This window comes from Pedobacter ginsenosidimutans (genome assembly GCF_001442625.1).
In the GTDB taxonomy this organism is placed as follows: Bacteria; Bacteroidota; Bacteroidia; order Sphingobacteriales; family Sphingobacteriaceae; genus Pedobacter; species Pedobacter ginsenosidimutans.
Genome location: NZ_LMZQ01000005.1, coordinates 377,761 through 401,496 on the forward strand (window position 1 = coordinate 377,761; position 23,736 = coordinate 401,496).

Below are 23,736 nucleotides of genomic sequence, written 5' to 3' on the forward strand. Positions count from 1 at the left end.
TATGCAGATGAAAAAAGTAGCCATTTTATTATTGGCGGTGTTTTGCACCATTACCATTTTAGAATCCTGTTCTTCTAAGCTTTGTCCTGCTTATGGATCTTATCCTGAAGGAAAACGCAGAAGAAATTAACCGCTTTATTCGCAATCTTCATATTCAGGTCATTTACAGAACTTTATTTAACTGTAATTGTTGTCCTGTAAAACAATACGTATAATATCATGACTTGGGTTAACTTAACTTCAATAGAACAGCTTGACGAGATCAAGAATGCAAGCGGTTTTAGCCTTATTTTTAAGCACAGCACACGTTGCTCAATTAGTTTAATGGCTAAAAAGAACTTCGAATTTGACTGGGACATCATTCCGGCAGACACAAAACTTTACTTTTTAGATTTAATTAGCTATCGTGATATTTCCAACCAGATTGCCGAAATCTTTCAGGTAGCGCACCAATCACCACAGATCTTATTAATTAAGGATGGCGAGTGTGTATTGGAGGCATCGCACAGTGATATTTCTGCCGATGAAGTTGCAGAAGTAATTGCGGCTTAATCATAAAGTATTTTTCACAAAAGAGGGTATTCAAGCAATTGGATACCCTCTTTTGTTTGGTAAGAATATGGTCCGGTTTGCTATCGGTTACTGTAGTCCTGCTGTAAACTGTAGTCCCGATTTTTTCAATCGGGGCCTGCCTTTCCCATCAGGTTTATTAAGATAAGGCCTGTGAAGAGAAAACACCAAACGTTCCTACGGAACGAAAAAACCATTTTTCCTTATATATTACCCACGATTCGTTCCGTAGGAACGTTTGATGATATCGATGGTTAATTATTTATCGGATTTCTGTCTGTGGAGACACAGGCCGAGAAAATACCGCCCAACAAAAAAGGTCCCGATTTTGTATCGGAACCTTTTAAAGATTTATTGCTGTTTCGGTTAAGCAATTACAGCATTTTCTATTTTCAATATTTTTGAAGTTTTATTTCTGGTTTCTTTACAAAGATCAGCATCCTGAGCAAGTGATTTTCCATAAGTAGGAATCATTTCTTTGATTTTCGCCTGCCATTCTTCTGTGGCCAGATCATCAGCGAAACAACGGTTTAACAGATCGAGCATAATAGAAACAGCTGTTGATGCACCAGGAGAAGCGCCCAACAAAGCAGCAATAGAACCATCAGCAGCACTTACTACCTCGGTACCGAATTCTAAAATACCGCCTTGTTTTTCATCTTTTTTGATTACCTGAACACGTTGCCCGGCATATTCCAATTCCCAATCTTTAAGTTCGGCGGTTGGTAAATATTCTTTCAACGCTTCCAATCTGTCTTCTGGCGACTGCCTAACCTGCTCAATCAAATATTTTGTTAAATCGAGGTTATGTAATCCGGCAGAGAGCATCGGACGGATATTATTAAATTTAATTGATTTTGGTAAATCCAGGAATGAACCATTTTTAAGGAATTTAGTAGAAAAACCAGCATAAGGGCCAAACAACAATGCCTGTTTGCCATTAATCATTCTGGTATCTAAATGTGGAACCGACATTGGTGGCGCACCAACCGCAGCCTTACCATATACCTTTGCATGGTGTTTTTTAATAATTTCCTCATTGGTACATTTCAGCCATTGCCCACTTACAGGGAAACCTCCAAAACCTTTTCCTTCAGGAATATCTGATTTTTCCAGTAACGGCAAAGAACCACCACCGGCACCAATAAATACAAATTTAGCTACACGTTTACGTTTATCGCCGGTTTCTAAATCTTTAACTTTTACAATCCAGTTGCCGTCTTTATTCTTTTTCAGGTCACGGATTTCGTGATTGAAATGCAGATTAACATTGCTTTGTTCCTTTAAGTTGTTAAACATATCACGGGTTAAGGTTCCGAAATTAACATCGGTTCCCAGATCCATCTTTGTTGCTGCAACTTTTTCGCCCTTTTTACGGCCATCCATTATTAAGGGTGCCCAGTTTTTTACAAGCTCAGTATCCTCGGTATATTGCATGTCGCTAAACAGATCACATTGGGTCAATGCATCGTAGCGTTTTTTAAGGTACTCTACATTCTTTTTCCCCCAAACAAAACTCATGTGAGGAATATTGCGGATAAAATTACAAGGGTCAGAAACCAATCCCTTGTTCACTAAATATGACCAAAATTGTTTAGAAACTTCAAAATGTTCTGCAATCTGAACCGCCTTTTTTATTTCAACCGTACCATCCTTCTTTTCGGGTGTATAGTTTAATTCGCAAAAAGCAGAGTGTCCCGTTCCGGCATTATTCCAGGCATCAGAACTTTCTGCCGCCGCAATATCTAAACGTTCGTAAATTTCTATGCTTAAATTGGGCTCTAATTGTTTTAACAAAACACCCAGGGTTGCACTCATGATGCCAGCCCCTATTAAAATTACATCAGCGTCAGTTTTACCAACTGTCTTTTTCTTTTTTGTCATCTTAGCTTAAAGGAGTTACAAATTTAGAATGATTTTAAACATCCTACGAATTTTAGGCCATTAAATCTGAAAAAATTGCTAAAAAATTAGAAATACCTCTCTCTTTTTGACATGTTCTAATCAAATTTTAATCCAAAAATTAGTTTGGTCAATAACAAAGCAAATAGAACATAAAACTGATCACAGAAACCTATTATTGATTTGCTAATCTTACCATCTATTTCCTTTAAAAATTTATCATTTTACTTTTAAACGCTCAAAAAAATTAAAATTTCGATAATTGAGAAATGTACTGAAAGGCTAAATTTGGAAGAATCTGCGTTTTTCATTTTTTTTCTTTCCTAAAATGTTAGTTTTATACATCTATTTGTTCAAAACATGCCTCATGAAGAATTTAATTTTATTTTGCCTTGTCCTATTTTTAGCTGCCTGTTCTGGCGAAAAAACCGATCAGCTTTTACTCGAACTTGATAAAAAGAAACTGGCTGAAAACATCAATTATGATAAAATCATATTTTATAAATTTGCTAAAATAGCAGTCCGTTCAACCGCTGTTCAGGATACCACCCAGCCCGAGTATCAGAAATTCAGCAAACAGGCACAAAGTGTTTTCAGAACCCTGAACAAAGTAAACGCAAACAATAATGAAAATATTTCTGTAATAGACGCCTTAAGGGTATATAAAGAATATAGATCGGTTAAACAATTTGTAAAAGAAACCGATGAAGATGTTTTTCCATTGCTAACTGCAGGCTTTATCGCGATGAAAACGGGCGTAAAAACGCCGCAACCATTTTTTAAGGATACAAACAAGGCCTACTATCAAAATATAGAACATGCCATTTTAAGTATGGCTGTACTGGCCACCAGAGATTTAGGGCAGCCTTTTGCGTTATATGAATGTGCTAAAACTCAACCGGAACTGCTGGACGATTGCGAAATTAAAACACTTTTAGAATTTGTTCGCGGTTTCTTGTTTTTTAGCAACAACCTGTTTTATTTATCTGAAGATGGCCTTTCGAGAAATATTAAATGGTTGGATAAAAACGAGAAAATCCCACTTCCCTACACCAAATCATTTTTTGGCTGGAGCCGTTTAAACGATGAGCAGACACATTTGGCTTTCCATAGTATGAACTATCTTTTTAGAGGTTTTGACCGAATGAGAATGGAGCGAAAAATTGATGAGGAAAGATCGCTTGAAGATTTTGAGGCTTTCTTAAACGATATGAACAAACTCGGCATTCAAAACGAACTGGTTTGGGGAATAACCGCTTATTTGAATTTAAAGAAAGAGCGGCCAGAGAAATCACTTCCAGCATTGGAAAAGCTGAGCAAAAGCCCATTATTTTCTAACAGCGAACGCGAGGCACTGCAACAAACTATGGTTTATGTAAAAGACCGCGACTCAGACAAGGCTTTAACCAATGTGTACGATAAAGCATTTATCGGTAAAATTGCCACTAAATACATGGTTGCGGTACTCTCGAAAATAGATTGGGAAAAACTGATGAAACAGCAGGGTGTTCCTTATACCGAAGAAGTATTTGCTGGCATAGGCAAGTTTAAAGCGCTTTCTAATTCAGTGAGTGAATATACGCAGCCCTCAACCATTGAAAAGGGTAAAAAAGAAATTGGAAAAAAAGGTAGCGAACTGTTCGAAAAAGCTAAAGGGTTTTTGAACTAAAATACGATTCGTCATCTCGATCCGATAGCTATCGGATGAAGCGCAGCGGAATGGAGAGATCTTTTAACATAGTTCAAAGATTTCTCCACTGCGGTCGAAATGACGCCCCACCTAAACCTGTCATCGTAACTCTAATGTTTTGTCAAAAATTAGCCCTCAATAATGGCTTAAAATATTAACCAGTTTACCAAAAGGATCTCTGGTGTAAAATCGCCTAACACCCCATGGCTCATCAGCCGGGCCGTATTCGATCGGAAATCCGGCTGTCTTAACCTTTTCCAATATTTCATCAACGTTTTCAACTTCGATGGATAAATCTGGTGTTGGGGTACCCGATCCGCCTTCAGACGCAAAACTGATCTGCACATCCATTTTTTGACCAGCCGCACCATAAGTTGCAATCCAACCATGATCCATTAGCAGATCAAGCCCCAAAATATCTTTATAAAAACTGGCTGCATCAGCAATTTTTTGGGTATTAATATTGAGCACTATTCTTTTTACCATAAACAGAAGTTTAAATTCCTAAGATAACAAAAAGCCCTGCAATGTTTATTGCAGGGCTAGTCAAGCACGCTTATCAGTTTTTAAGCTTCGCTTTAAATATTTTTTCCAGTTTCTCTATTTTGGGTTGGATCACCAATCTGCAATAGGGTTCACTTCCGTTTTTGTTGAAATAATTCTGATGATAATTTTCGGCAACATAGAAAGGTTTGGCCGCTTCAATTGCTGTTACCACCTTTTTGCCATAAGCATTGGTTTTATTCAACTCTGCCTTATACTTTTCTGCCAAAGTTTTTTGCTCAGCGGTGTGATAAAAAACTACTGAACGGTATTGTGTACCGCTATCGGCACCCTGACGGTTTAATGTTGTAGGATCGTGGCTTTTCCAAAAAACTTCCAATAAATCATCATAAGAAATCACCATCGGGTTATAGGTAATCTCTAAAACCTCGGCATGCCCTGTAGCACCGGTACATACTTCTTCGTAAGTTGGATTGCTTAAAGTACCGCCTTCATAACCAGACTTCACTGAAACTACGCCTCTTAAACGTTGAAAAATGGCTTCGGTACACCAAAAACAGCCCATCCCGAATGTAGCTTTCTCCGTCTTTTTCCCTTGTGCATTTGCCTGATTTAAGGCCAATACCGATAAAAGAATTAAAATTATTTTTTTCATTTTGTGTTTATTTTATTAGTCGCAAATAATCAATTTACCTTACAGTTTATTAAGTTATTTTCTAGTTAATTATACGAAATTAAACAAAGCCTAGTTTGCGTTTAAATTATAATGGATTTAGTGTGACAATCGACTATCACATCGCTTTCCTGATTTTGTTAATAACTTAAAAAACTGTATATTAATTTATTAAACACTTAATACACAACCGAAACGCACTTATTAACAATTCTTTTTTAAATTCGTAAAACATTAAATATAAAATTATGTCTACACCGTATATTCCTTGTTTAGATTTAGGCTCTTACATCAATGGTTCTGCAGAAGACCGTAAAAAGTTTTCTGATGAATTGGGCAGGGCTTTTAACGATTCGGGTTTTGTTACCATTACCAACCATGGTTTAAGCCAGGAATTAATTGACAAGCTTTATGAAAATATTAAAGCTGCCTTTTCGCTTCCTGTTGAAACCAAAAGGAAATACGAGAAACCAGAATTGGCTGGTCAACGTGGTTACACCAGTGCAGGCAAAGAAACAGCTAAAGGGGCTAAAACTCCAGATTTGAAAGAGTTCTGGCAGATTGGCCAGGAAGTAACTGATGGTGATCCTGTTAAAAATGAGTATCCTGATAATGAGATTTTAGAGGAATTACCAGAGTTTAACAAAGTAACCGGCGATATTTATAAAAAACTGGAAGAAAACGGGACACATTTATTACGTGCCATTGCAACTTACCTGGAATTGCCGATCAATTATTTCGACAAACACGTTCATAACGGAAACTCTATTTTAAGGGGAATCCACTATTTCCCGATCGAAAATCCTGAAACCATTCCTGATGATGCGGTACGTGCAGGTGCACATGAAGACATCAATCTGATTACCTTATTAATCGGTGCCAGTGCTGATGGCCTTGAAGTGTTAACCCGCAGCAATGAGTGGTTGCCAATTAAAGCACATCATACTGATATCGTGGTGAATGTTGGCGATATGTTACAGCGTTTAACCAACAATAAACTAAAATCGACCACACACAGAGTGGTAAACCCACCTCGTGAACTGATGAAAACATCACGCTTCTCTGTTCCTTTTTTCTTACATCCACGCAGCGACATGGATTTAACAAGCTTGCCATCAACCATTGATGCGGAACATCCTAAAGCTTATAGCGACATGACTGCGGGCGAATATTTAGATGAAAGATTAAGAGAAATCGGATTGAAAAAATAAAAAAAGATCGTCATTGCGAGACTCGATTTTTCATCGAGACGTGGCAATCTTATTCGAAAAGACATTAAGCATCGGTCAAAACCGGTGCTTTTTTATTATTTTCAAAGCATGCATTCAACAACTTTAGAAGTTTTTGCCGAGATAGATGGCATTGGTTCTGCTTCGGGTCTATTCCTTCACGAAGATTTACTATATATCATTGGCGATAACAGTGGCTATTTGAATGAATATAACATCAAAACCAAAAAGCTACGCAAAATTCAGATTTTATTTGATCAAACACTTGATCAGTTAGAAAATATACCTAAGCCCTTAAAACCCGATTTCGAAATCCTTTGTCAGCATGGCGATAAATTATACATTTTAGGTTCGGGCTCCACGCCCAAAAGAAACCTGATGATCGAATTCGACCTGAAAATGCAAAAAGTTTTTCAAAAAGACCTGACTGAAACTTATTCCTTGCTTAAATCTATCTCTATAATAGATGATCAGAACTTTAACCTCGAAGGCGCAATCTTTACAGGCAATGAGTGGATGCTTTTTAACCGTGGCAACGGGATCGATGCAAAGAATGGCATATTCAATATCCAGGGAGCAGATTTAACTAAAACTAAGCATGCCGGGTTTAACCCTTTTAAGCTTCCAAATATTGATCATGTTGAATCCTCTTTTACCGATGCTGTATTGGTAAAAAATGAAATATTTTTCATTGCAACCGCAGAAGATACCAAATCGACTTATGCAGATGGCGAAATTCTGGGCAGTTTTATCGGCAGTATTAACCTTCAGACTTTAAAACTAACCTTCAGCAATAAAATTTCGGCCAAACATAAATTCGAAGGTATTACTTTACTTAATCAAGGTGAGTATAGTACAACTTTCCTATTGTGCGAAGATCGTGATAGCGAAGAACTTAAAACGGTAATTTATAAGCTAATTCTAAATCATTAACTTAATGGGCAGTTAACTTTCTAGCAAACAGCCTATTAGATTTAACAATTTTTATATCATTGTATATAAACCCAGAAACATCTGATCACTATGAAACGCTCCCCTCTCAGAATTTTTCTAATCCTCACTGCTTTACTTCTTGCGTGCCAGCCTGATAAACCGATTGTACAAAAGAACGTCGTAAACGATGTTACCGAGCTCAACCCCATAAAGGTTGCCAACATAATTACCCCGCGAACTTCTACTGAAATTATTAAAGCAGTTAAAAGTCACAACGGGCCAATCTCGATAGGTGGAGGCCGATTTAGTCAAGGTGGACAAACCGCTACAGAAAATGCCCTGCAAATTGATATGAGAAAGTTTAACAGGATTTTAAGTTTCTCAAAAGAACGGAAGGAAGTTACAGTTCAGGCCGGTATAAGGTGGCGAGAGCTGATCCAGTTTATTGACCGGTATGATTTATCTGTTAAAATTATGCAGACTTATGCGAATTTCACTGTTGGTGGTTCACTTAGCGTTAATGTTCATGGGCGTTATGTTGGGCAGGGACCAATTATTTTATCGGTTAAAAGTTTTAAGATCGTTTTGGCTGACGGAAGTTTCATCACTGCGAGCCCAACGGTTAATAATGAGGTTTTTTATGCAGCCATAGGTGGCTACGGTGGAATTGGTGTAATCACTGAAATAACCTTATCGCTAACAGAGAATTATAAAATAGAGAAAAACGATACGCTAATGAATATTGCAGGATACAAAAAATTCTTCTTTTCCAGCATTAGAAATAAACCTCAATTTGTATTTCATAATGCAGATATATACCCAAACAGCTACACCAAAGTTAGAGCGGTTACTTATGCCAGAACCGAAAATAAATTAACTGTAACCGAGCATTTAAAACCAAATGACAAAAACTATGGGTTGAAAAAATTTGCCATGAAAGTAGTAGCTGGTTCTGATTTTGGAAAGTGGTTAAGGCAACACATTGCAGATCCATTACATTATACAGGTAAAGTTGTTGAATGGAGAAATTATGAAGCTACCTATGATGTAAAAGAGTTGGAACCCAACTCAAGAAAAAAAGCCACCTACGTTTTACAAGAATATTTTGTCCCTGTAGATCGTTTTGATTCCTTTTATCCAAAAATGGTTAAAGTATTAAAAAGCAATGATGTAAATGTGATCAACATTTCAATCCGGCATGCAAATAAAGATACGGGATCGTATCTCGCCTGGGCGAAGGAGGAAGTTTTTGCTTTCGTAATTTATTACAAACAGGAAGTATCTGATACAGAAAAGGCTAAAGTAACCCAATGGACAAGGGCCCTGATTGATGCATCGCTTTCTGAAAAAGGCACTTACTATCTGCCTTACCAACTACAGGCTACTCAATCACAGTTTTCAAAAGCCTATCCAAATGCTGAATCATTTTTTAAACTGAAAAAGAAATACGATCCTAATTATAAATTCAGAAATAAGCTTTTTGATGCCTATTATAACTGTAAAAATTAATTATTTAAAGAATTATCAACTTTCTAGCCAATGGATTAGTAAAGTTGACAACCCTGAATTTTAATTCTTCAACAAGCTCCTTACGGTAACCTGTGGCGTTTCGCCTGCGGGTACAATAAAAATAGCATCATTTTCTATTACTTGTCCCTGATCGAAATAATAGCCCGCGGTAACCGGTAACACAGCGGTGATTGCTTTTCCATCTTTATCTTTTGTAGGATAAGTAACATTTATCAAATGGCTTTTCATCGCAACCTGAACCTTTTTGGAGGTTAGCCTTGCTCCTGTAGCATTAATGCAATCTAATTCTATAATTTTTGAGCTGTTTATTCCCGATAAATCAAGTGAACTGGCCAAACGGATGTTAAAGGATTTGCCTGTATTGTTTTTTACCGAAGCCAGCACTTTGTAACGATCGAAATTTTGATCTTTTATGGTTAATTTTTCTTTATTAACAACAGAATAGGTTACTGCAATTCCATCAACGTTTACAGTTTCTCCATCTTTAATCTGTTGTGCGTTTGCAACTTTTATCCCTCCGATAAAAAGCAAGAAAAGCGCTAAAGTTTTGATTCGTTTCATATTTAGATATTTTACAGGTTTATTTCTTCGATTCATCGATGGCTTTGTTCACCACATCTTCTATCCTACCTCTAATTTTTAAGTTCGATAGTTTATCCGTAACGGTAGGATTAACACGGTTAGACAAAAACACATACACCAAACCTCGGGATGGATCTACCCAAACACAAGTTCCGGTATAACCGGTATGGCCATAAGTTTGTGGCGAAGCCAGTTCAGACGGGTAATGCTTAGTCGTATCTGGATCCCAACGATCGAAACCTAAACCCCTGCGACTTATATTCGATTGTTTCGAGGTAAACATATCTACTGTCGAATTTTTGAAATATTCTACTCCTCCGTAGGTACCGCGGTTTAAAAGCATCTGATAAATAATGGCCAGATCGTTGGCGCTGGCAAACAAACCTGCGTGACCAGAAACTCCGCCAGCCAAAGCCGCCCCTTGATCGTGAACATAACCCACTAGCAAGGTTTTTCTGAAAAATTTATCATCTTCTGTTGGGATAATCTGTTCGGGTTTAAAGCGGTTACGCGGTAAAAACCCCGCTGTTTGCATACCTAATGGCTTGTAAAAGTTTTCGTAGGTATATTGATTTAAAGGCTCCTCACTAATATGCTCCACAATATCTTTCATTACATACATGCTGATATCGCTGTACACATATTTGCCACGTGTTTTTATTGGCGAATTGAGCATTTTAGGCCACATAAAATCTTTAAAAAAGCCTTTTTTGATGTAATAGTTATCGGCCACCTTGGTAGGATATGCAGCTGAAGAATCTCTACTGTAATCGCCTGTTTTCACATAATCATGAAAAGGGATATAGGGGATAAAACCTGCCTGGTGCAACATCACTTCGCGAACCTGGATATTGTTCATCGGCGTAGTACGCGCTTTTGGAATATAAGCGCCGATGTTGGTATCTAATTTCAGCTTTCCTTCTTCAAACAAACGCATTACGGCCGGTGTGGTTGCCGTTACCTTGGTTACAGAGGCCAAATCGAAAATATCGGTTACTTTATCGGGCACACTGGTATCATAAGTATGAGTACCGTATGCTTTGTTAAAGATTACCTTACCATCTTTAGCCACCAAAACCACCATTCCCGGGGTTGCTTTCTGTGCAATCGCTTCAGCGGCAATAGCATCAATTTCTTTTAAGTTGTTCGAATTTAAACCTGCATCTTCTGGTACAGTGTATTTTAAACGGATAGCAGTTGTAGTAAAGCCAGAGCCCATGGTATAACGGGCAGAATATGCAGTGGTTAACTTATTCGAAGCGGCAATGCCACCAAAAATATATTGTGGCACAATAGCAGCAGCATCTGCATTGTTTTGGGCAGTCCACACAATTGGCGATTTTAATAGATCGAATGACTTTAAACCTGGCCCGTTACCGAAAAAGGAAATAATAACCTGTTTATTTTTACTGATGCTATTGATAAAGTTAATGTATTTCGCCTTGTTTACATTCTGATCATCAATGCTAATTAAAATGGTATTAAAGTATTTCAGATCATCTTCTAAATCGTTGAGGTTTACGCTGTCTTTGTACGAATCGGCAGAAAACGACGTGATTTTATCATATTTATTGGCCAAACTATCGAAAACGGTACTGTAGGCAAAGCTCAGGCTAACCGACGCAATATTCTTTTTATCGAGTGCCTTTAAAGGAATAATACCATCCTGATTGTTTAACAACACTGTTGCGTTAGCTATTGCATTGGCTATAGCCAGTTTTTTCTCATTCGCTGTATGCTCCTGTGCGCAGGCCATTAAACATAAAACATTGCAGCAAAATGCTACAGCCATGATACACAATCTATTTCGCTTCATATACTTTTTCTCCGTTCAGGTAGGTTTTTAAAACTTTGGTTTTTAATATGTTTTGTGGTGTTGATTTCAAAATATCGTGATCGAGGATAACAAAATCGGCTAACTTGCCTTTCTCTAGACTTCCTTTTTCCTGCTCTTCAAAATTGGCTTTTGCTGCCCAAATGGTCATTCCACGTAAAGCTTCTTCAGGTGTTAAGGCATTTTCCATTTGGAAACCTCCTTTCGGGAAACCTTTTGCATCTTCTCTCACTGTTGCTGCATAAAACGTTAATAATGGATTAATGTTTTCGATCGGAAAATCAGTACCCAAAGGAATCCAACCGTTTTGTTTTAACAATTGTTTGTAAGCATAAGCACTTTTTAATCTTTCAGTCCCTAAACGCTGTCCGGCCCAATACATATCGGAAGTGGCATGTGTAGGCTGAACGGATGGAACAATGCTGGCCTTTCCGAACAGATCGAAATCACTAACATTCACTACTTGTGCATGTTCAATGCGCCAGCGCTGATCGTTTTTACCTTTTAAAATTTTATTGTAAATATTCAGGATTACGCGGTTGGCCGAATCGCCAATGGCATGGGTACACATCTGAAAATGATTGGCAGCAATCTTTGTGGCCACTTCTTCAAAGTGTTTTTGATCGCTCAATAGAAAACCTGTTTTGTTTGGCATGTCGCCATATGGGTGCAACAGGCACGCTCCACGCGAACCTAAAGCACCGTCAGCATAAACTTTAAATGCCCTAACATTTAACCGATCGGTTTTAATTGGCCCACGACTAAACAAATATTTATAATTATCAGGCTCATCCGAAAGCATTACATAGAGCCTCATTTTCAATTTATTCTCTTTCTGCAGTTTTTCGATAAATTCGATAGCCAAGTAACTTAAGCCGCAATCGTCAATGGTGGTTAAGCCAGCAGCAAAGCAGTTTTTCTGCGCGTCTATAAATATTTTTTCGGCTTGTTTAGCATCTGGTAAAGGGATTTTGCGTTCTACTAAAGCTGCAGCATTATCAATTAAAACGCCAGTGAGCTTTCCATCTTGGGTAAGCATATCGCCACCTACCAATTTCTGCTCGCCTTTAATGCCAGCGACATCCAATGCTTTTTGGTTAACAATGGCCGCATGACCATCAATACGGTTTAAAAATACCGGGCGACCCGGAAAAAGTACCGTTAACTGTTCATTGGTAGGGAAAGCTTTATTATCCCAATCGTTTTGATCCCATCCGTTACCGATTAACCAACCATCGGGGTGCGTTTTGGCAAAATCAGTTAAACGCATAAGCACTTCATCCCAGGATTTTGTTTCCCGTAGATCGGCTGTTTGCAAACTTTGTCCGTAACCGTAAAAATGAGCATGGGCATCGATAAAACCTGGATAAACAGCCTTGCCTTCGGCATTGATTTCTTCTTTGCCAGCATATTTGGCTTGAATATCATCACTTTTGCCAAGGGCCAGGATTTTGCCATTCTTTACAGCGAAAGCTTCAACAGTATCAAATTTACTGTTAACGGTATAAACTTTTGCGTTGTAAACAATTACATCAACTTTTTCCTTTTTGGTACATGAAGTGAACAGCAGCGCAAAAAAGAGGCTGTATAAAATGGATTTCATATCGATAAAGATAGAAAATTGAAAGCATTTGGGTTTGTAAATTCGGTTTTACAGAATTAGATTTTTTTAGCCAAGGAAACATATCCTGTCCGTAGAGTTAAGCGCAGCGTCTCTACGGATTGGCTAATAAGATTGAGTTTTCAAACTCAATAATTCAGAATGAGTCAGAGACTCTTTTTTATTAGTCATCCCGTAGAGCCCTTCGGAACTCTACGGACAGCTAGGTCTAAATAAAAAAAAATTTTATCCCTTAATAAATCCTGAAACGAATCCGATAGCTATCGGATCAGTAGGATGACTCTTCGTAAAAATGGATGTTTATTTCTTCACTATGTTTGGATGAACAGCCCTTTGTAAAATAAACCCGATGGAAGCGGTATACTTTTTGGCGATCACCCTGAGCGGAGTCTAAGGGCAGCCAAAAAGATACAGCGGACAGCGGGGCTACCAAAACCGATTGACACAGGAACCCGCTTTTCAAAAAAATGTAAAGTCTTAAAATATTGTGTTTTCAAATGTTTTCATCAATATGTACCTACCAATCAATTAAATCTATTTACCTACAGTCATTTACGTGTTGAGTTTTAAACAAATCGGGTTCTTTAAGCTTATTTTGCATAATTTAGCGAATTCACTTTGCCTTAATACATGACTGATATTATTCACTTATTGCCTGATGCTGTTGCCAATCAAATTGCTGCCGGAGAAGTTGTTCAACGACCTGCTTCTGCGGTAAAAGAATTGCTCGAAAATTCGATAGATGCCGGCGCAGATAAAATTCAACTGGTAGTAAAAGATGCCGGAAAGGCATTGATTCAGATTATAGATAACGGTTGTGGAATGAGCGTTACCGATGCCAGAATGTGTTTCGAACGCCATGCCACTTCGAAGGTAAAAAAAGCAGAAGATTTATTCGCCATCCGTACCATGGGTTTCCGTGGCGAAGCAATGGCCTCTATTGCGGCAATTTCGCAGGTGGAAATGAAAACCCGCAGGCATGAAGATGAAATCGGTACCTGTATCTCTATCGAAGGTGCACAGGTAACCAATCAGGAACCCGTTGCCACCTCACCAGGGACACAGATTTCGATTAAAAACTTATTTTTCAATACGCCTGCCAGAAGGAATTTCCTTAAAAGTAATCCGGTAGAAATGCGCCATATTCTGGATGAATTTCAACGGGTAGCATTGGCACACCCCGCTGTATTTTTTAGTCTGCATCATGATGGTACCGAGATTTTTAACCTGCCAAAAGGCAATTTAAAACAACGTATTGTCCACCTTTTTGGCAACAACTATAACGAACGTCTGGTTCCTGTTGAAGAAGAAACGACCATCATCAACCTTAAAGGATATATTGGTAAACCTGCTTTTGCAAAGAAAACCAGGGGCGAACAGTTCTTTTTCGTGAATAACCGCTTTATTAAAGACCCCTATTTAAACCATGCGGTAAGTTCTGCTTTCGAAGATTTATTACCGGATGACAGTTACCCCCTATATGTATTGTTTATAGAGATCGATCCATCTAAAATTGACGTAAACGTTCATCCCACTAAAACAGAAATTAAGTATCTGGATGAAAAATCCATTTATGCAATCATGAAATCGGCGGTAAAACGTTCAATTGGCCGTTATAACATTTCGCCAACTTTAGATTTCGATCAGGAAACAGGTTTTAGCAATATGATTACCCATAAAGCGGTTGAAGATATTGTTCCACCGAGTATTAATTTCAATCCTGATTTTAATCCCTTTGCAAGCGACAGTAGTTCTACATCAGGTTATGCTTCATCGCCAAGAAATTATGAAGCCAAACCAAGTGCTAAAAACTGGGGCTCGCTTTACGAAATAACCGAACAGCCAATTGTAGAACAAACTTCTATTTATGCCGATGAAACTGTTTTAGAAACCAAGCAAAAGCAGTACATGCAATTGCACAACCGTTATATTGTTTCGCAGATTAAGTCGGGATTGATGGTGATCGATCAACAAATGGCACATGAGCGCATCCTTTATGAACGTTTTCTCGTACATCTTGATGATCGCAAAGGCGCATCGCAGCAGAGTTTATTTCCGCAAACCATTACACTTAACGCCAACGATTTCGAACTGGCAAAAAGTTTACTGGATGATATAAAAAGTTTGGGCTTCGATGTACGCGAATTTGGAAAAAATACGTTGGTAGTAGAAGGCGTTCCGGTTGATCTGGGCAGCAGCAATATTAACGAAACGCAATTATTTGAACAATTGATTGAGGGCTTTAAAAACTCACAGCAGGAACTAAAATTAAGCAAACGCGATAGCCTTGCAAGGAGTTTAGCAAAAAATGGTGCCATTAAAGCCGGAACAAGTCTTGGTCAGGAGGAAATGAATACCTTGATTGATGAGCTTTTTGCCTGTAAAACACCTAACTTTAGCGTGAGTGGCAAACCAATTATCCAAACCATTACTTTGGCAGAGCTGGATAAGAAGTTTGAGAAGTAGGTTTAGGGTTTAGGGTTTAGGGTTTAGGGTTTAGGGTTTAGGGAAAACAATTAAAGATTAAACTTTGCCGCTTAAAAACAAGAAAAAAAATTAAATGAATAACATATATATTCCACCTGTAGTAAAAAACCTACTGATTATTAACATTTTATTTTTCGCAGCCACTTACCTGCTGACAAACCTTCACCTTGATGACCTGTTAGCTGTATATTATTTTGATTCTCCAAAATTCGAGATATGGCAGCCAATAAGTTATATGTTTATGCATGGTAACCTGGCACATATCTTTTTCAATATGTTTGCACTTTATAGTTTTGGCAGTATTTTAGAACAGCGTTGGGGAGCTAAAAAATTTTTAATATTTTATTTTGTAACAGGCCTGGGTGCCTTGTTTTTACAATGGGCTGTACAGGCTTACGAGGTTCATCAAATCTTAGGAACTTTTACAGCCGGAAACAAGCTAAGCTTGAGTGACTTATATAATGCAACAGATGCATCACCAGCAAAAGTTAAAACACTATTTGGAATATATTTTGGTGGAATGCTTGGTGCATCGGGCGCCATTTTCGGTTTATTGGTCGCTTTTGGCATGTTATATCCAAACGCCGAGTTAATGATCATGTTTATTCCAGTTCCGGTAAAAGCAAAATATATTATTCCGGTTTATATTTTAATAGAATTAACTTTAGGTGTGGCAGAAATTGCCGGCGATTCAGTAGCACATTATGCCCACTTGGGTGGTGCTTTAATTGGGTTTATACTCGTTAAAATATGGAAAGATAAGAACGATACATTTTATACGCTCTATGAATAATACTTTCAAAGATTTAAAATTCAAGGTTTTTCAATCTGGCAATCCATTGTTCTTTTACATTGGGATTAATGTGATGCTATTTTTGATTATCGCTGTTATTGGGGTAATCAGCAAGCTAAGTGGCCAAGGTGATATTATTGATTTATTTGTAAGCGATTATTTAGGTTTACCTGCAAGTATTTCAAAACTGCCTGAGCGATTTTATACCATATTTACCTACATGTTTATTCATGATGGGATTCTTCACATCCTGTTTAACATGCTCGGCTTATTTTGGTTCGGCAACATATTCATGAATTTCTTAAAAAGCCGTCAGTTCCACTTTGTATATCTGGCCGGGGGGCTATTTGGAGGTTTATTTGCTGTTGCCGCGTTAAATGTATTTCCTCTTTATGCCAGTGGATTAGCAGGCGTAACCATTGTAGGGGCATCTGCGGCAGTAATGGCCATTATTTTCGCTGCCGCAACGCTGGTACCGAATTATACCATCATGCTACTTTTCTTTGGCGAGGTTAAAATTAAATGGATTGCCATCATATATTTTGTACTCGATTTTATTGCTATAGGGTCAGTAAATGCTGGCGGAAGCTTAGCGCATATTGGTGGCGCGTTGTTAGGCTTCACCTTTATTAAAAGTTTGCAGAACGGAAGAGATTGGAGCAAGCTGTTCGAACGCAAACCAAAATTAAAAGTGGTTCGGAATGAAAAACCGGTTAAAAAACCCGAATTTAAAGGCGGCGTTTCCCAACAGGAAATAGATGCTATTTTAGATAAAATATCAACCTCAGGATACGATAAATTAACAGCAGTAGAAAAAGAAAAACTATTTAAGGCAAGTAAAGATTAATGGCCACAAAAAAGAAGAAGTATAGTTTAGTGGATAAACTCCTTTTGCCCATTGCCGTTGTATTGGCAATTGCTTTGCTATTAGGGGTTCTTGCCGGAAATATGGATCCAAGAAAACATGCCATTATTGCTTTTTTCGGTCTTGCCTATCCCTTTGTCCTATTCGTTAATATTATCTTCTTGGCCTGGTGGTTTTTAAGCAAAAAATGGATTTTTGCAATCGCTACCGTTCTGGTTATCGCACTTGGCGCTAAAACTTTAAAAGCAACCTTTGCCATTGGTGGCGATGAAGGTGGCACTGAAAAAGCAGACAATAGCATCAGGATGATGACTTACAACGTGCACAGCTTTAAACTATACGGCGAAGACAATACCGAATCGGTAAAAGAAAAAATGCTACAGGTGGTAAAAGATCAAAATCCTGACATCATCTGTTTTCAGGAATTTTTTACCCGTTACAAAGGCGCTTTTGATACAGTTGATAGCTTAAAAGCATTGTTAAATACAAAATATTACTACTTCGTACCCACCAATAAAAATGATTACGAAGCTACGGGTTTAGCTATATTTTCTAAATTCCCCATTAAAGATTCTGGCAAAATCCCCTTTGTTGAAGGCTTCCCTGGCAACATGAGTATTTATACCGATTTAAACATCAAAGGAAAAACCTTACGGGTTTACAACGTACACTTTCAATCGATCTCTTTCGAAAAGCAGGATTACGAATACTTAGATAAGGTAAAGGAAATGAATACCGAACTGCAGCCATCTAAACGGATTTTAAGAATGCTCAAAAGTGCCTTTTTGAAACGTAGCGGTCAGGTAGATATTATGAAAAAGGAAATGGCAACCTGTAAAACGCCTTACCTTATTGCCGGCGATTTTAACGACACCCCTGCTTCTTATGTGGTTACCCAGATTACTGCCGGATTAAACAATAGCTTCATTAAAAAGGGCAACGGTTTTGGCAAAACCTATAACGGTAAATTCCCTAATTTCCAGATCGATTATATTGCCACTTCTAAAGATTTAGAGGTACTAAACTACAAAATTACCCAGGCCAAATTATCCGATCACTTTCCGGTACGCAGCGATTTAAGGTTTGTGCCTTAATATTACCGTTGACTGAAGTCAACGGCTAAGAAAAATCCTCTTTACCGTTGGCTTTAACCAACCGAAACCAAGCAAAAAATTTTCATCTGGAGCGCAAGGCCTGTACAAAACAATAAGTTTCTTCCCGTTTTACGCTTTTACGCTTCGCTTCCTCGTGCCTCGTTGCTGCAAGGTAACACTTCAACCGGGGCTAGGTGGCTCAAACAGTATTTCATTTTTGGGGCTGCAAAATACACAAACCCTTGTTCCTAAACCCGATAGAGCGGAATAGCCCGGAGCGCAGCGAGGACTATAAGCGAAAGCGGGACTGTAAACTGCCAAGAACCACAAGCCAATCGTTTCCTGATTCAAGAAATAATAAATATGTTTCTATTTCGGTCGGTGAGACACCAACTGATAGAATAAAAACCACCAAGAACCATAAGCCATTCAATTTCCTAATGATGGAACAACATTAACCATATAAGAAATATAAGCGACATATAAGCTTAATGCAAATGACGACCAGATTACTAGCTATTTTGTTTTCTTACCATACATCAACAATAGGTTTATTCCTTATCTCCATATTTGCTTCATAAAATTTAAAAAAAATCTTCAAAAATATGAGCTTAATAGATGCCCTAAACTGGCGTTATGCCGTTAAGAAAATGAACGGTCAACCTGTTGAACAAGAAAAGGTTGATAAAATTATTGCTGCAGCACATCTGGCACCAACATCATCAGGCTTACAGCCATTTAAAGTGATTGTGGTAACCAACCAGGAGTTAAAAGAGAAAATTGCACCGATTGCATATAACCAATCGCAGGTTATCGATTCTTCTCACCTGTTGATTTTCGCAGCCAACGAAAACTATACAGAAGAAGGTATTGATGCTGTTTTTAGCAGAATGAATGCTGAGCGTGGTTTACCCGAAAGTGGAACGGATGCTTACAAAGCGCAATTAAAAGGCATGGTCTTATCCAGAACTGCTGAAGAAAACTTTAACCATGCAGCCCGTCAGGCTTATATCGGTTTCGGTATCGCTATCGCAGAAGCGGCTTTGTTAAAAGTAGATGCTACCCCAATGGAAGGCTTTAATGGCCCTGCTTTAGATGAACTTTTAGGATTAGATAAAAAAGGCTTAAAAAGTGTTACCCTATTGCCATTAGGAAACAGGGATGAAGCCGGCGATTGGTTGGTAAACCTTAAAAAGGTACGTTCACCTAAAGAAGAATTTTTGATCGAGTTTAAATAACAGGCAAACAACACTATATTAAAACGGGCCGCTATTTTAGCGGCCTGTTTTGTTTAGCAATGGTTCGTTACACGCTCCATAAACGAATGTCTGGCTGAACTTGTTTCAGCATCTTTATCGGTTATTTTAAGATCCTGAAACAAGTTCAGGGCGACGATGAACATGGGAATTTATGTAAAAAAATGTTAAACATCATCACATTTTATGTGCTCTATTTATAATTGGATATATTTACGGGCTTAGCATTTAATATCCAATCCATGAAGATTTTTAGATTATCGTTTATAATACTGTCACTTTTATCAGCACTAAGTTTTTCTTCTTCGGCCCAAACCGACACCATTAGCATAAATAGCATCATTACCAAAACGAATAAGGTATTGAGCGATTATCCTGCTGAAAAAATTTATCTTCATTTTGATAAACCCTATTACGCTGTTGCCGATACGGTTTGGTTTAAAGCTTATGTTACCGAAAACCAGAATTTCTTATCTGCAATTAGTAAGATCATTTATGTTGATGTGATCAATCAGAAAGATTCGCTTATCCAAACCTTAAAATTACCCATTACCGGTGGTTTTGCTTACGGCAGTTTCCCCTTAGATCAGATTAATTATAAACAAGGTAATTACCACATCAGAGCCTATACTTTATGGATGCTGAACAGCGAAGATCCTGCTTACTTTAACAAAACATTTTATGTAGGAGAAGCCATTGATAAAGAAGTAAAAACCCATATCACTTATAAAAATACCTCTACCGATAAGTTAGAAAAAATTGACGCACGCGTACAATTTAAAGATGCCAATAATAAACCTTATGCCAATAAAAATGTAAGCTGGCAAGTGGTTACGAGCTATACAGTTATTGCCAAAGGAAGGGGAACAACAGATGCCAATGGTTTTTTAACAATAGCCATGAGCAATGCACAAAAGGCAGAATATCAATTACAAAAAGGCGAACTGATTACCAGCATTAATACAACAGATAAAGATGTGGCGAGCAGTAGCTTTCAACTTAAAAACGCTATCGTAAGCAAAGATTTTCAATTTTTCCCTGAAGGTGGAAGTTTAATTGCCGGCTTAACCAACAGGGTAGCATTTAAAGCCATTAAAAGTGATGGTTTGGGCATTAGTTCAAAAGGTACAGTAACCGATAACGATGGCAAAACTGTTGCTGCTTTTACGGCTCAGCATTTAGGGATGGGCAGTTTCAACTTATTGGCTGAAGCTGGAAAAACCTACAAAGCGACAGTTACTTATGCTGATGGTACTACTCAAAATTATAATTTGCCTGCAGTTGCAGCAAATGGTGTTGCCGTAAATATAGATAATAGCAGTGCTGATAATGTGGCCATAAAAATTGTAGCAAATGATGCTTTCTTTGAGCAGAACCAGGGTAAAAAACTTTATTTAATTGCACAGAGTAAAGGCGTTATCTGCTATGGTGCGCAAACAGCATTATCAAACAAAGAGTACAATACAACCGTACTTAAAGCTAAATTCCCTAACGGAATTGCCCAGTTTACTTTGTTTAACGAATTTGGCAAACCCCTTAGCGAAAGATTGGTGTTTGTTCAGCACAAAAATTCCATGGCAATAGCGTTAACCAGCGCCGCAGCTACTTACGGAATCAAGAAAAAAGTTAAAATAAACGTTGCAGCTAAAAAAGACGGTGCCCCTGTAGAAGGTAGCTTCTCGGTAGCTGTTGTAGATGAATCGAAGGTTCCATCAAGCGAGGATGCAACCAGCACTATTTTAACAGGCCTGTTATTAAGTAGCGATGTTAAAGGTTATATCGAAAAAGCAAACTATTACTTTAATGCTCCCGATGCGAAGAAAAATGCAGATTTAGATGTGCTACTGCTTACCCAAGGATACCGCAGTTTTAAATATGCTGATATCATCGCCAATAAATTACCTAAAATTGATTTCTTACCAGAGCAAGGCATCGAAATTTCTGGCATTTTACGCCAGAACAATGGCATACCGGTTAGAAAAGGAGCATTATTATTAACCATACCTGATAAACGTTTCAATTTAGAAAGTACTACAGATCCAGTTGGAAATTTTAAATTCCAAAATCTGGTGTTTAACGACTCCTCTAAAGTGACCATTACTGCTAAGTACAATGTAAACTATAAAAACATGACCTTAAGTTTGAATGGTGCACCGGTACCTACATTAACCAGAAACTTTAGTGCAGCCGAAGAGGTTTTAAATATCGATAGCGCTTTAACCAGTTACTTAGACAACAGCAAAAGACAATACGCTTATTTACATACCTTGAAAGATGTAAACATTAAAGCCGCGGTTGTTCCTAAAGTAAGTCATAAGGATTATCCTGCACTGAGCGGACTAAGCCAAATGGCTGACCACGAAGTTAGTGGAGACCGTTTAAAAGGTTGTGGCTTATTGATTAACTGTTTACAGGGCATGTTGGCTGGTGTTACTTTTGCAGATAACAATTTCTACGTGAGCAGAGATTATAATCAGGGCAAAAAAATCCCGATGGGTATCTTTATCAATGGAATGAACGTGGATGTAAACCAGATCAATACGCTAGATGCCAACCAGATCGAATCTATTGAAGTATTTTTAAGAGATGATTTAGGCTTGGTTAATCGTGCAAATAATGTAAACGGGGTGATCGTATTCAATCAGAAAAAAGCGCCAAAAGGCACTAAAATATCTAAAGCGCAGCTAATGGATATGCTACCCAAATACTACGAACTTACTTTCTCACCACAAGGTTATAACAAAGAAAAACAGTTCTACTCACCTAAATATGATATTCCTGCAAGCATGAACCGCAACGATTTAAGAACAACCATCTACTGGAACCCTAAAGTGGTAACCGATGCTACGGGTAATGCTTCTTTCGAATATTACAACGCAGATGGTAAAGGCCAGTATAAAGTAATTATTGAGGGTATAGATGCGAATGGAAATTTAGGAAGATCGGTGTTCAAGTACCTTGTTAAATAGGTAATGAGGGAAATGGGATAGCAAGCTGGATGACAGGTTTACAATGAATCGTCATCTCGACCGCAGCGCGTTGCTTCGGTCGAGATGACGACCTCCTTTTGGAACCTGCCAATGATAGCCTATTGAAGGGCAAATGCTTTTTATTTTCGACTATAAAAGACCTTCAACAACATATCATTGAAGATTGCAGTAGAACGATTCCTCGCAACCTACTACTCTCATTCATCTTACATCACCTCAAACGGCAGCTTCTCTCCTTTCAGTCCAGCCAGAATATTCTTAACAATAATCTGCGCCATGGCCGCCCTGGTTTCTTCGGTAGCTGAACCAATGTGTGGTAAAACTGCAACACTTTCCATCGATAGCAAAGGATTATCTTTATCCATTGGCTCAGGATTGGTTACATCCAAACCTGCTCCCCATATCATTCTCTCATCTAAGGCTTTAATTAAATCCTTTTCGTTATGGATACCACCCCTGGCCGTATTAATGAAAATCGAATTGGGTTTCATCTGTTTAAAAACATCAAGCGTAAATTTACCCTTAGTTTCTGGCGTTAGCGCTGTGTGGATGGAGAGCACATCACTTTGTGCCAAAAGTTCTTCGAAAGAGACATATTTGGCTCCGATTTCTCTTTCGGCTTCTTCGTTACGCGATCTGTTGTGATAAATTACCTCCATTTGGTAGGCAGCCTTACATTTTTTTGCCATCTCCAATCCTATTTTCCCCAAGCCAAAAATACCGAGGGTTTTGCCGTTTACTTCAATGCCCAGTTCGGGTGATGGCTCATAATTTTTCCATTCGCCTTTAATGATTTTTTTGTGAGAGAAAAAGGCCTTTCGCGATACGGCAAGCATTAATAAAAAAGCGGTATCGGCAGTTGCCACGCTTAAAACACCAGGCGTATTCCCGATGGGGACATTTAATTTTTTAGCTGCAGCCACATCAACCTGATCGTAACCTACAGAATGTAAAGCAATAACCTTTAAATGACTACATGCTTTTAAAAATTCGGCATTAATTTTATTTGGCCCAACGCTGATCAAGCCATCCTGACCTTGGCAGGCCTCAATCAGTTCTTCGGCTGTAATCTGCCGGTTTTCTTTCCACTGGGTAATCGAAATATTGTTTTCTTCCAGTTGTTTTATGCCAACTGAAGCAATGTTGCCGCTTATAAATACTTTCATGTTTTATTTAACACTAA

19 protein-coding genes are annotated in these 23,736 nt (G+C 38.2%); 12 read left to right on the plus strand and 7 right to left on the minus strand.

Features of this window, described 5'->3' with window-relative positions; all coding sequences use genetic code 11:
* Positions 1-7 precede the first annotated feature (7 nt).
* Together ASU31_RS27995 and ytxJ are read left to right on the plus strand one after the other, a co-directional pair.
* Positions 8-130, plus strand: coding sequence for a hypothetical protein (locus ASU31_RS27995; RefSeq protein ID WP_255420130.1), 123 nt, complete (start codon positions 8-10; stop codon positions 128-130).
* A gap of 89 nt (positions 131-219) precedes the next feature.
* Positions 220-552, plus strand: a complete 333-nt coding sequence (gene ytxJ, locus ASU31_RS10080) for a bacillithiol system redox-active protein YtxJ (RefSeq protein WP_057932185.1) — start codon at positions 220-222, stop codon at positions 550-552.
* Between the two features lie 384 nt (positions 553-936).
* Here the strand turns inward: ytxJ and ASU31_RS10085 are convergent, their stop codons facing one another.
* Positions 937-2,454, minus strand: a complete 1,518-nt coding sequence (locus ASU31_RS10085) for a malate:quinone oxidoreductase (protein WP_057932186.1) — start codon at positions 2,452-2,454, stop codon at positions 937-939.
* A gap of 385 nt (positions 2,455-2,839) precedes the next feature.
* On the opposite strand from ASU31_RS10085, the gene ASU31_RS10090 reads away from it, so the two are divergent.
* Positions 2,840-4,141, plus strand: a complete 1,302-nt coding sequence (locus ASU31_RS10090; protein ID WP_057932187.1) for a hypothetical protein — start codon at positions 2,840-2,842, stop codon at positions 4,139-4,141.
* Positions 4,142-4,297: 156 nt separating this feature from the next.
* Here the strand turns inward: ASU31_RS10090 and ASU31_RS10095 are convergent, their stop codons facing one another.
* Both ASU31_RS10095 and msrA read right to left on the minus strand, forming a co-directional pair.
* Positions 4,298-4,648 carry a VOC family protein gene (locus ASU31_RS10095; RefSeq protein ID WP_057932188.1) on the minus strand — a complete coding sequence of 117 codons (351 nt, stop codon included), beginning with the start codon at positions 4,646-4,648 and terminating at the stop codon, positions 4,298-4,300.
* A 73-nt stretch (positions 4,649-4,721) separates the two neighbouring features.
* Positions 4,722-5,321 carry a peptide-methionine (S)-S-oxide reductase MsrA gene (gene msrA / locus ASU31_RS10100; RefSeq protein ID WP_083505323.1) on the minus strand — a complete coding sequence of 200 codons (600 nt, stop codon included), beginning with the start codon at positions 5,319-5,321 and terminating at the stop codon, positions 4,722-4,724.
* A gap of 266 nt (positions 5,322-5,587) precedes the next feature.
* Here msrA and ASU31_RS10105 point away from each other — a divergent pair, with 266 nt between their 5' ends.
* The 3 genes from ASU31_RS10105 (at position 5,588) to ASU31_RS10115 (ending at position 9,010) form a co-directional block, all read left to right on the plus strand.
* The gene (locus ASU31_RS10105; RefSeq protein WP_057932189.1) at positions 5,588-6,550 is read left to right on the plus strand and encodes an isopenicillin N synthase family dioxygenase; all 963 of its coding nucleotides are present in this window, start codon (positions 5,588-5,590) and stop codon (positions 6,548-6,550) included.
* A 108-nt stretch (positions 6,551-6,658) separates the two neighbouring features.
* Positions 6,659-7,501: a DUF6929 family protein gene (locus ASU31_RS10110; RefSeq protein ID WP_057932190.1), complete on the plus strand. Its 843-nt coding sequence runs from the start codon at positions 6,659-6,661 to the stop codon at positions 7,499-7,501.
* Positions 7,502-7,591: 90 nt separating this feature from the next.
* Positions 7,592-9,010 carry an FAD-binding oxidoreductase gene (locus ASU31_RS10115; protein ID WP_057932191.1) on the plus strand — a complete coding sequence of 473 codons (1,419 nt, stop codon included), beginning with the start codon at positions 7,592-7,594 and terminating at the stop codon, positions 9,008-9,010.
* Between the two features lie 60 nt (positions 9,011-9,070).
* On the opposite strand, the gene ASU31_RS10120 is transcribed toward ASU31_RS10115, so the two are convergent.
* From ASU31_RS10120 to ASU31_RS10130, 3 genes are read right to left on the minus strand one after another with little or no spacing between them, the layout of a single operon-like run.
* Positions 9,071-9,592, minus strand: a complete 522-nt coding sequence (locus ASU31_RS10120; RefSeq protein ID WP_157257958.1) for a hypothetical protein — start codon at positions 9,590-9,592, stop codon at positions 9,071-9,073.
* A gap of 19 nt (positions 9,593-9,611) precedes the next feature.
* Complete coding sequence (locus ASU31_RS10125; protein ID WP_245224523.1) at positions 9,612-11,405, minus strand: serine hydrolase domain-containing protein; 1,794 nt, start codon at positions 11,403-11,405, stop codon at positions 9,612-9,614.
* A 10-nt stretch (positions 11,406-11,415) separates the two neighbouring features.
* Positions 11,416-13,050 carry an amidohydrolase gene (locus ASU31_RS10130; RefSeq protein ID WP_057932194.1) on the minus strand — a complete coding sequence of 545 codons (1,635 nt, stop codon included), beginning with the start codon at positions 13,048-13,050 and terminating at the stop codon, positions 11,416-11,418.
* A 648-nt stretch (positions 13,051-13,698) separates the two neighbouring features.
* On the opposite strand from ASU31_RS10130, the gene mutL reads away from it, so the two are divergent.
* The 6 genes from mutL to ASU31_RS10160 all read left to right on the plus strand — a co-directional run bounded on the left by mutL (position 13,699) and on the right by ASU31_RS10160 (position 22,532).
* Positions 13,699-15,534, plus strand: a complete 1,836-nt coding sequence (gene mutL / locus ASU31_RS10135) for a DNA mismatch repair endonuclease MutL (RefSeq protein ID WP_057932195.1) — start codon at positions 13,699-13,701, stop codon at positions 15,532-15,534.
* Between the two features lie 94 nt (positions 15,535-15,628).
* Positions 15,629-16,348 carry a rhomboid family intramembrane serine protease gene (locus tag ASU31_RS10140; RefSeq protein WP_057932196.1) on the plus strand — a complete coding sequence of 240 codons (720 nt, stop codon included), beginning with the start codon at positions 15,629-15,631 and terminating at the stop codon, positions 16,346-16,348.
* Positions 16,341-17,195 carry a rhomboid family protein gene (locus tag ASU31_RS10145; RefSeq protein WP_057932197.1) on the plus strand — a complete coding sequence of 285 codons (855 nt, stop codon included), beginning with the start codon at positions 16,341-16,343 and terminating at the stop codon, positions 17,193-17,195. Before ASU31_RS10140 ends, ASU31_RS10145 begins: the two co-directional genes overlap by 8 nt.
* Positions 17,195-18,307: an endonuclease/exonuclease/phosphatase family protein gene (locus ASU31_RS10150; protein WP_057932198.1), complete on the plus strand. Its 1,113-nt coding sequence runs from the start codon at positions 17,195-17,197 to the stop codon at positions 18,305-18,307. The genes ASU31_RS10145 and ASU31_RS10150 overlap by 1 nt, the downstream gene beginning before the upstream one ends.
* Positions 18,308-18,912: 605 nt before the next feature.
* Positions 18,913-19,545, plus strand: a complete 633-nt coding sequence (locus tag ASU31_RS10155; protein ID WP_057932199.1) for a nitroreductase family protein — start codon at positions 18,913-18,915, stop codon at positions 19,543-19,545.
* A gap of 260 nt (positions 19,546-19,805) precedes the next feature.
* The gene (locus ASU31_RS10160) at positions 19,806-22,532 is read left to right on the plus strand and encodes an alpha-2-macroglobulin family protein (protein ID WP_245224524.1); all 2,727 of its coding nucleotides are present in this window, start codon (positions 19,806-19,808) and stop codon (positions 22,530-22,532) included.
* A 227-nt stretch (positions 22,533-22,759) separates the two neighbouring features.
* On the opposite strand, the gene ASU31_RS10165 is transcribed toward ASU31_RS10160, so the two are convergent.
* Positions 22,760-23,719 carry a 2-hydroxyacid dehydrogenase gene (locus ASU31_RS10165; protein WP_057932200.1) on the minus strand — a complete coding sequence of 320 codons (960 nt, stop codon included), beginning with the start codon at positions 23,717-23,719 and terminating at the stop codon, positions 22,760-22,762.
* Positions 23,720-23,736: the final 17 nt, after the last annotated feature.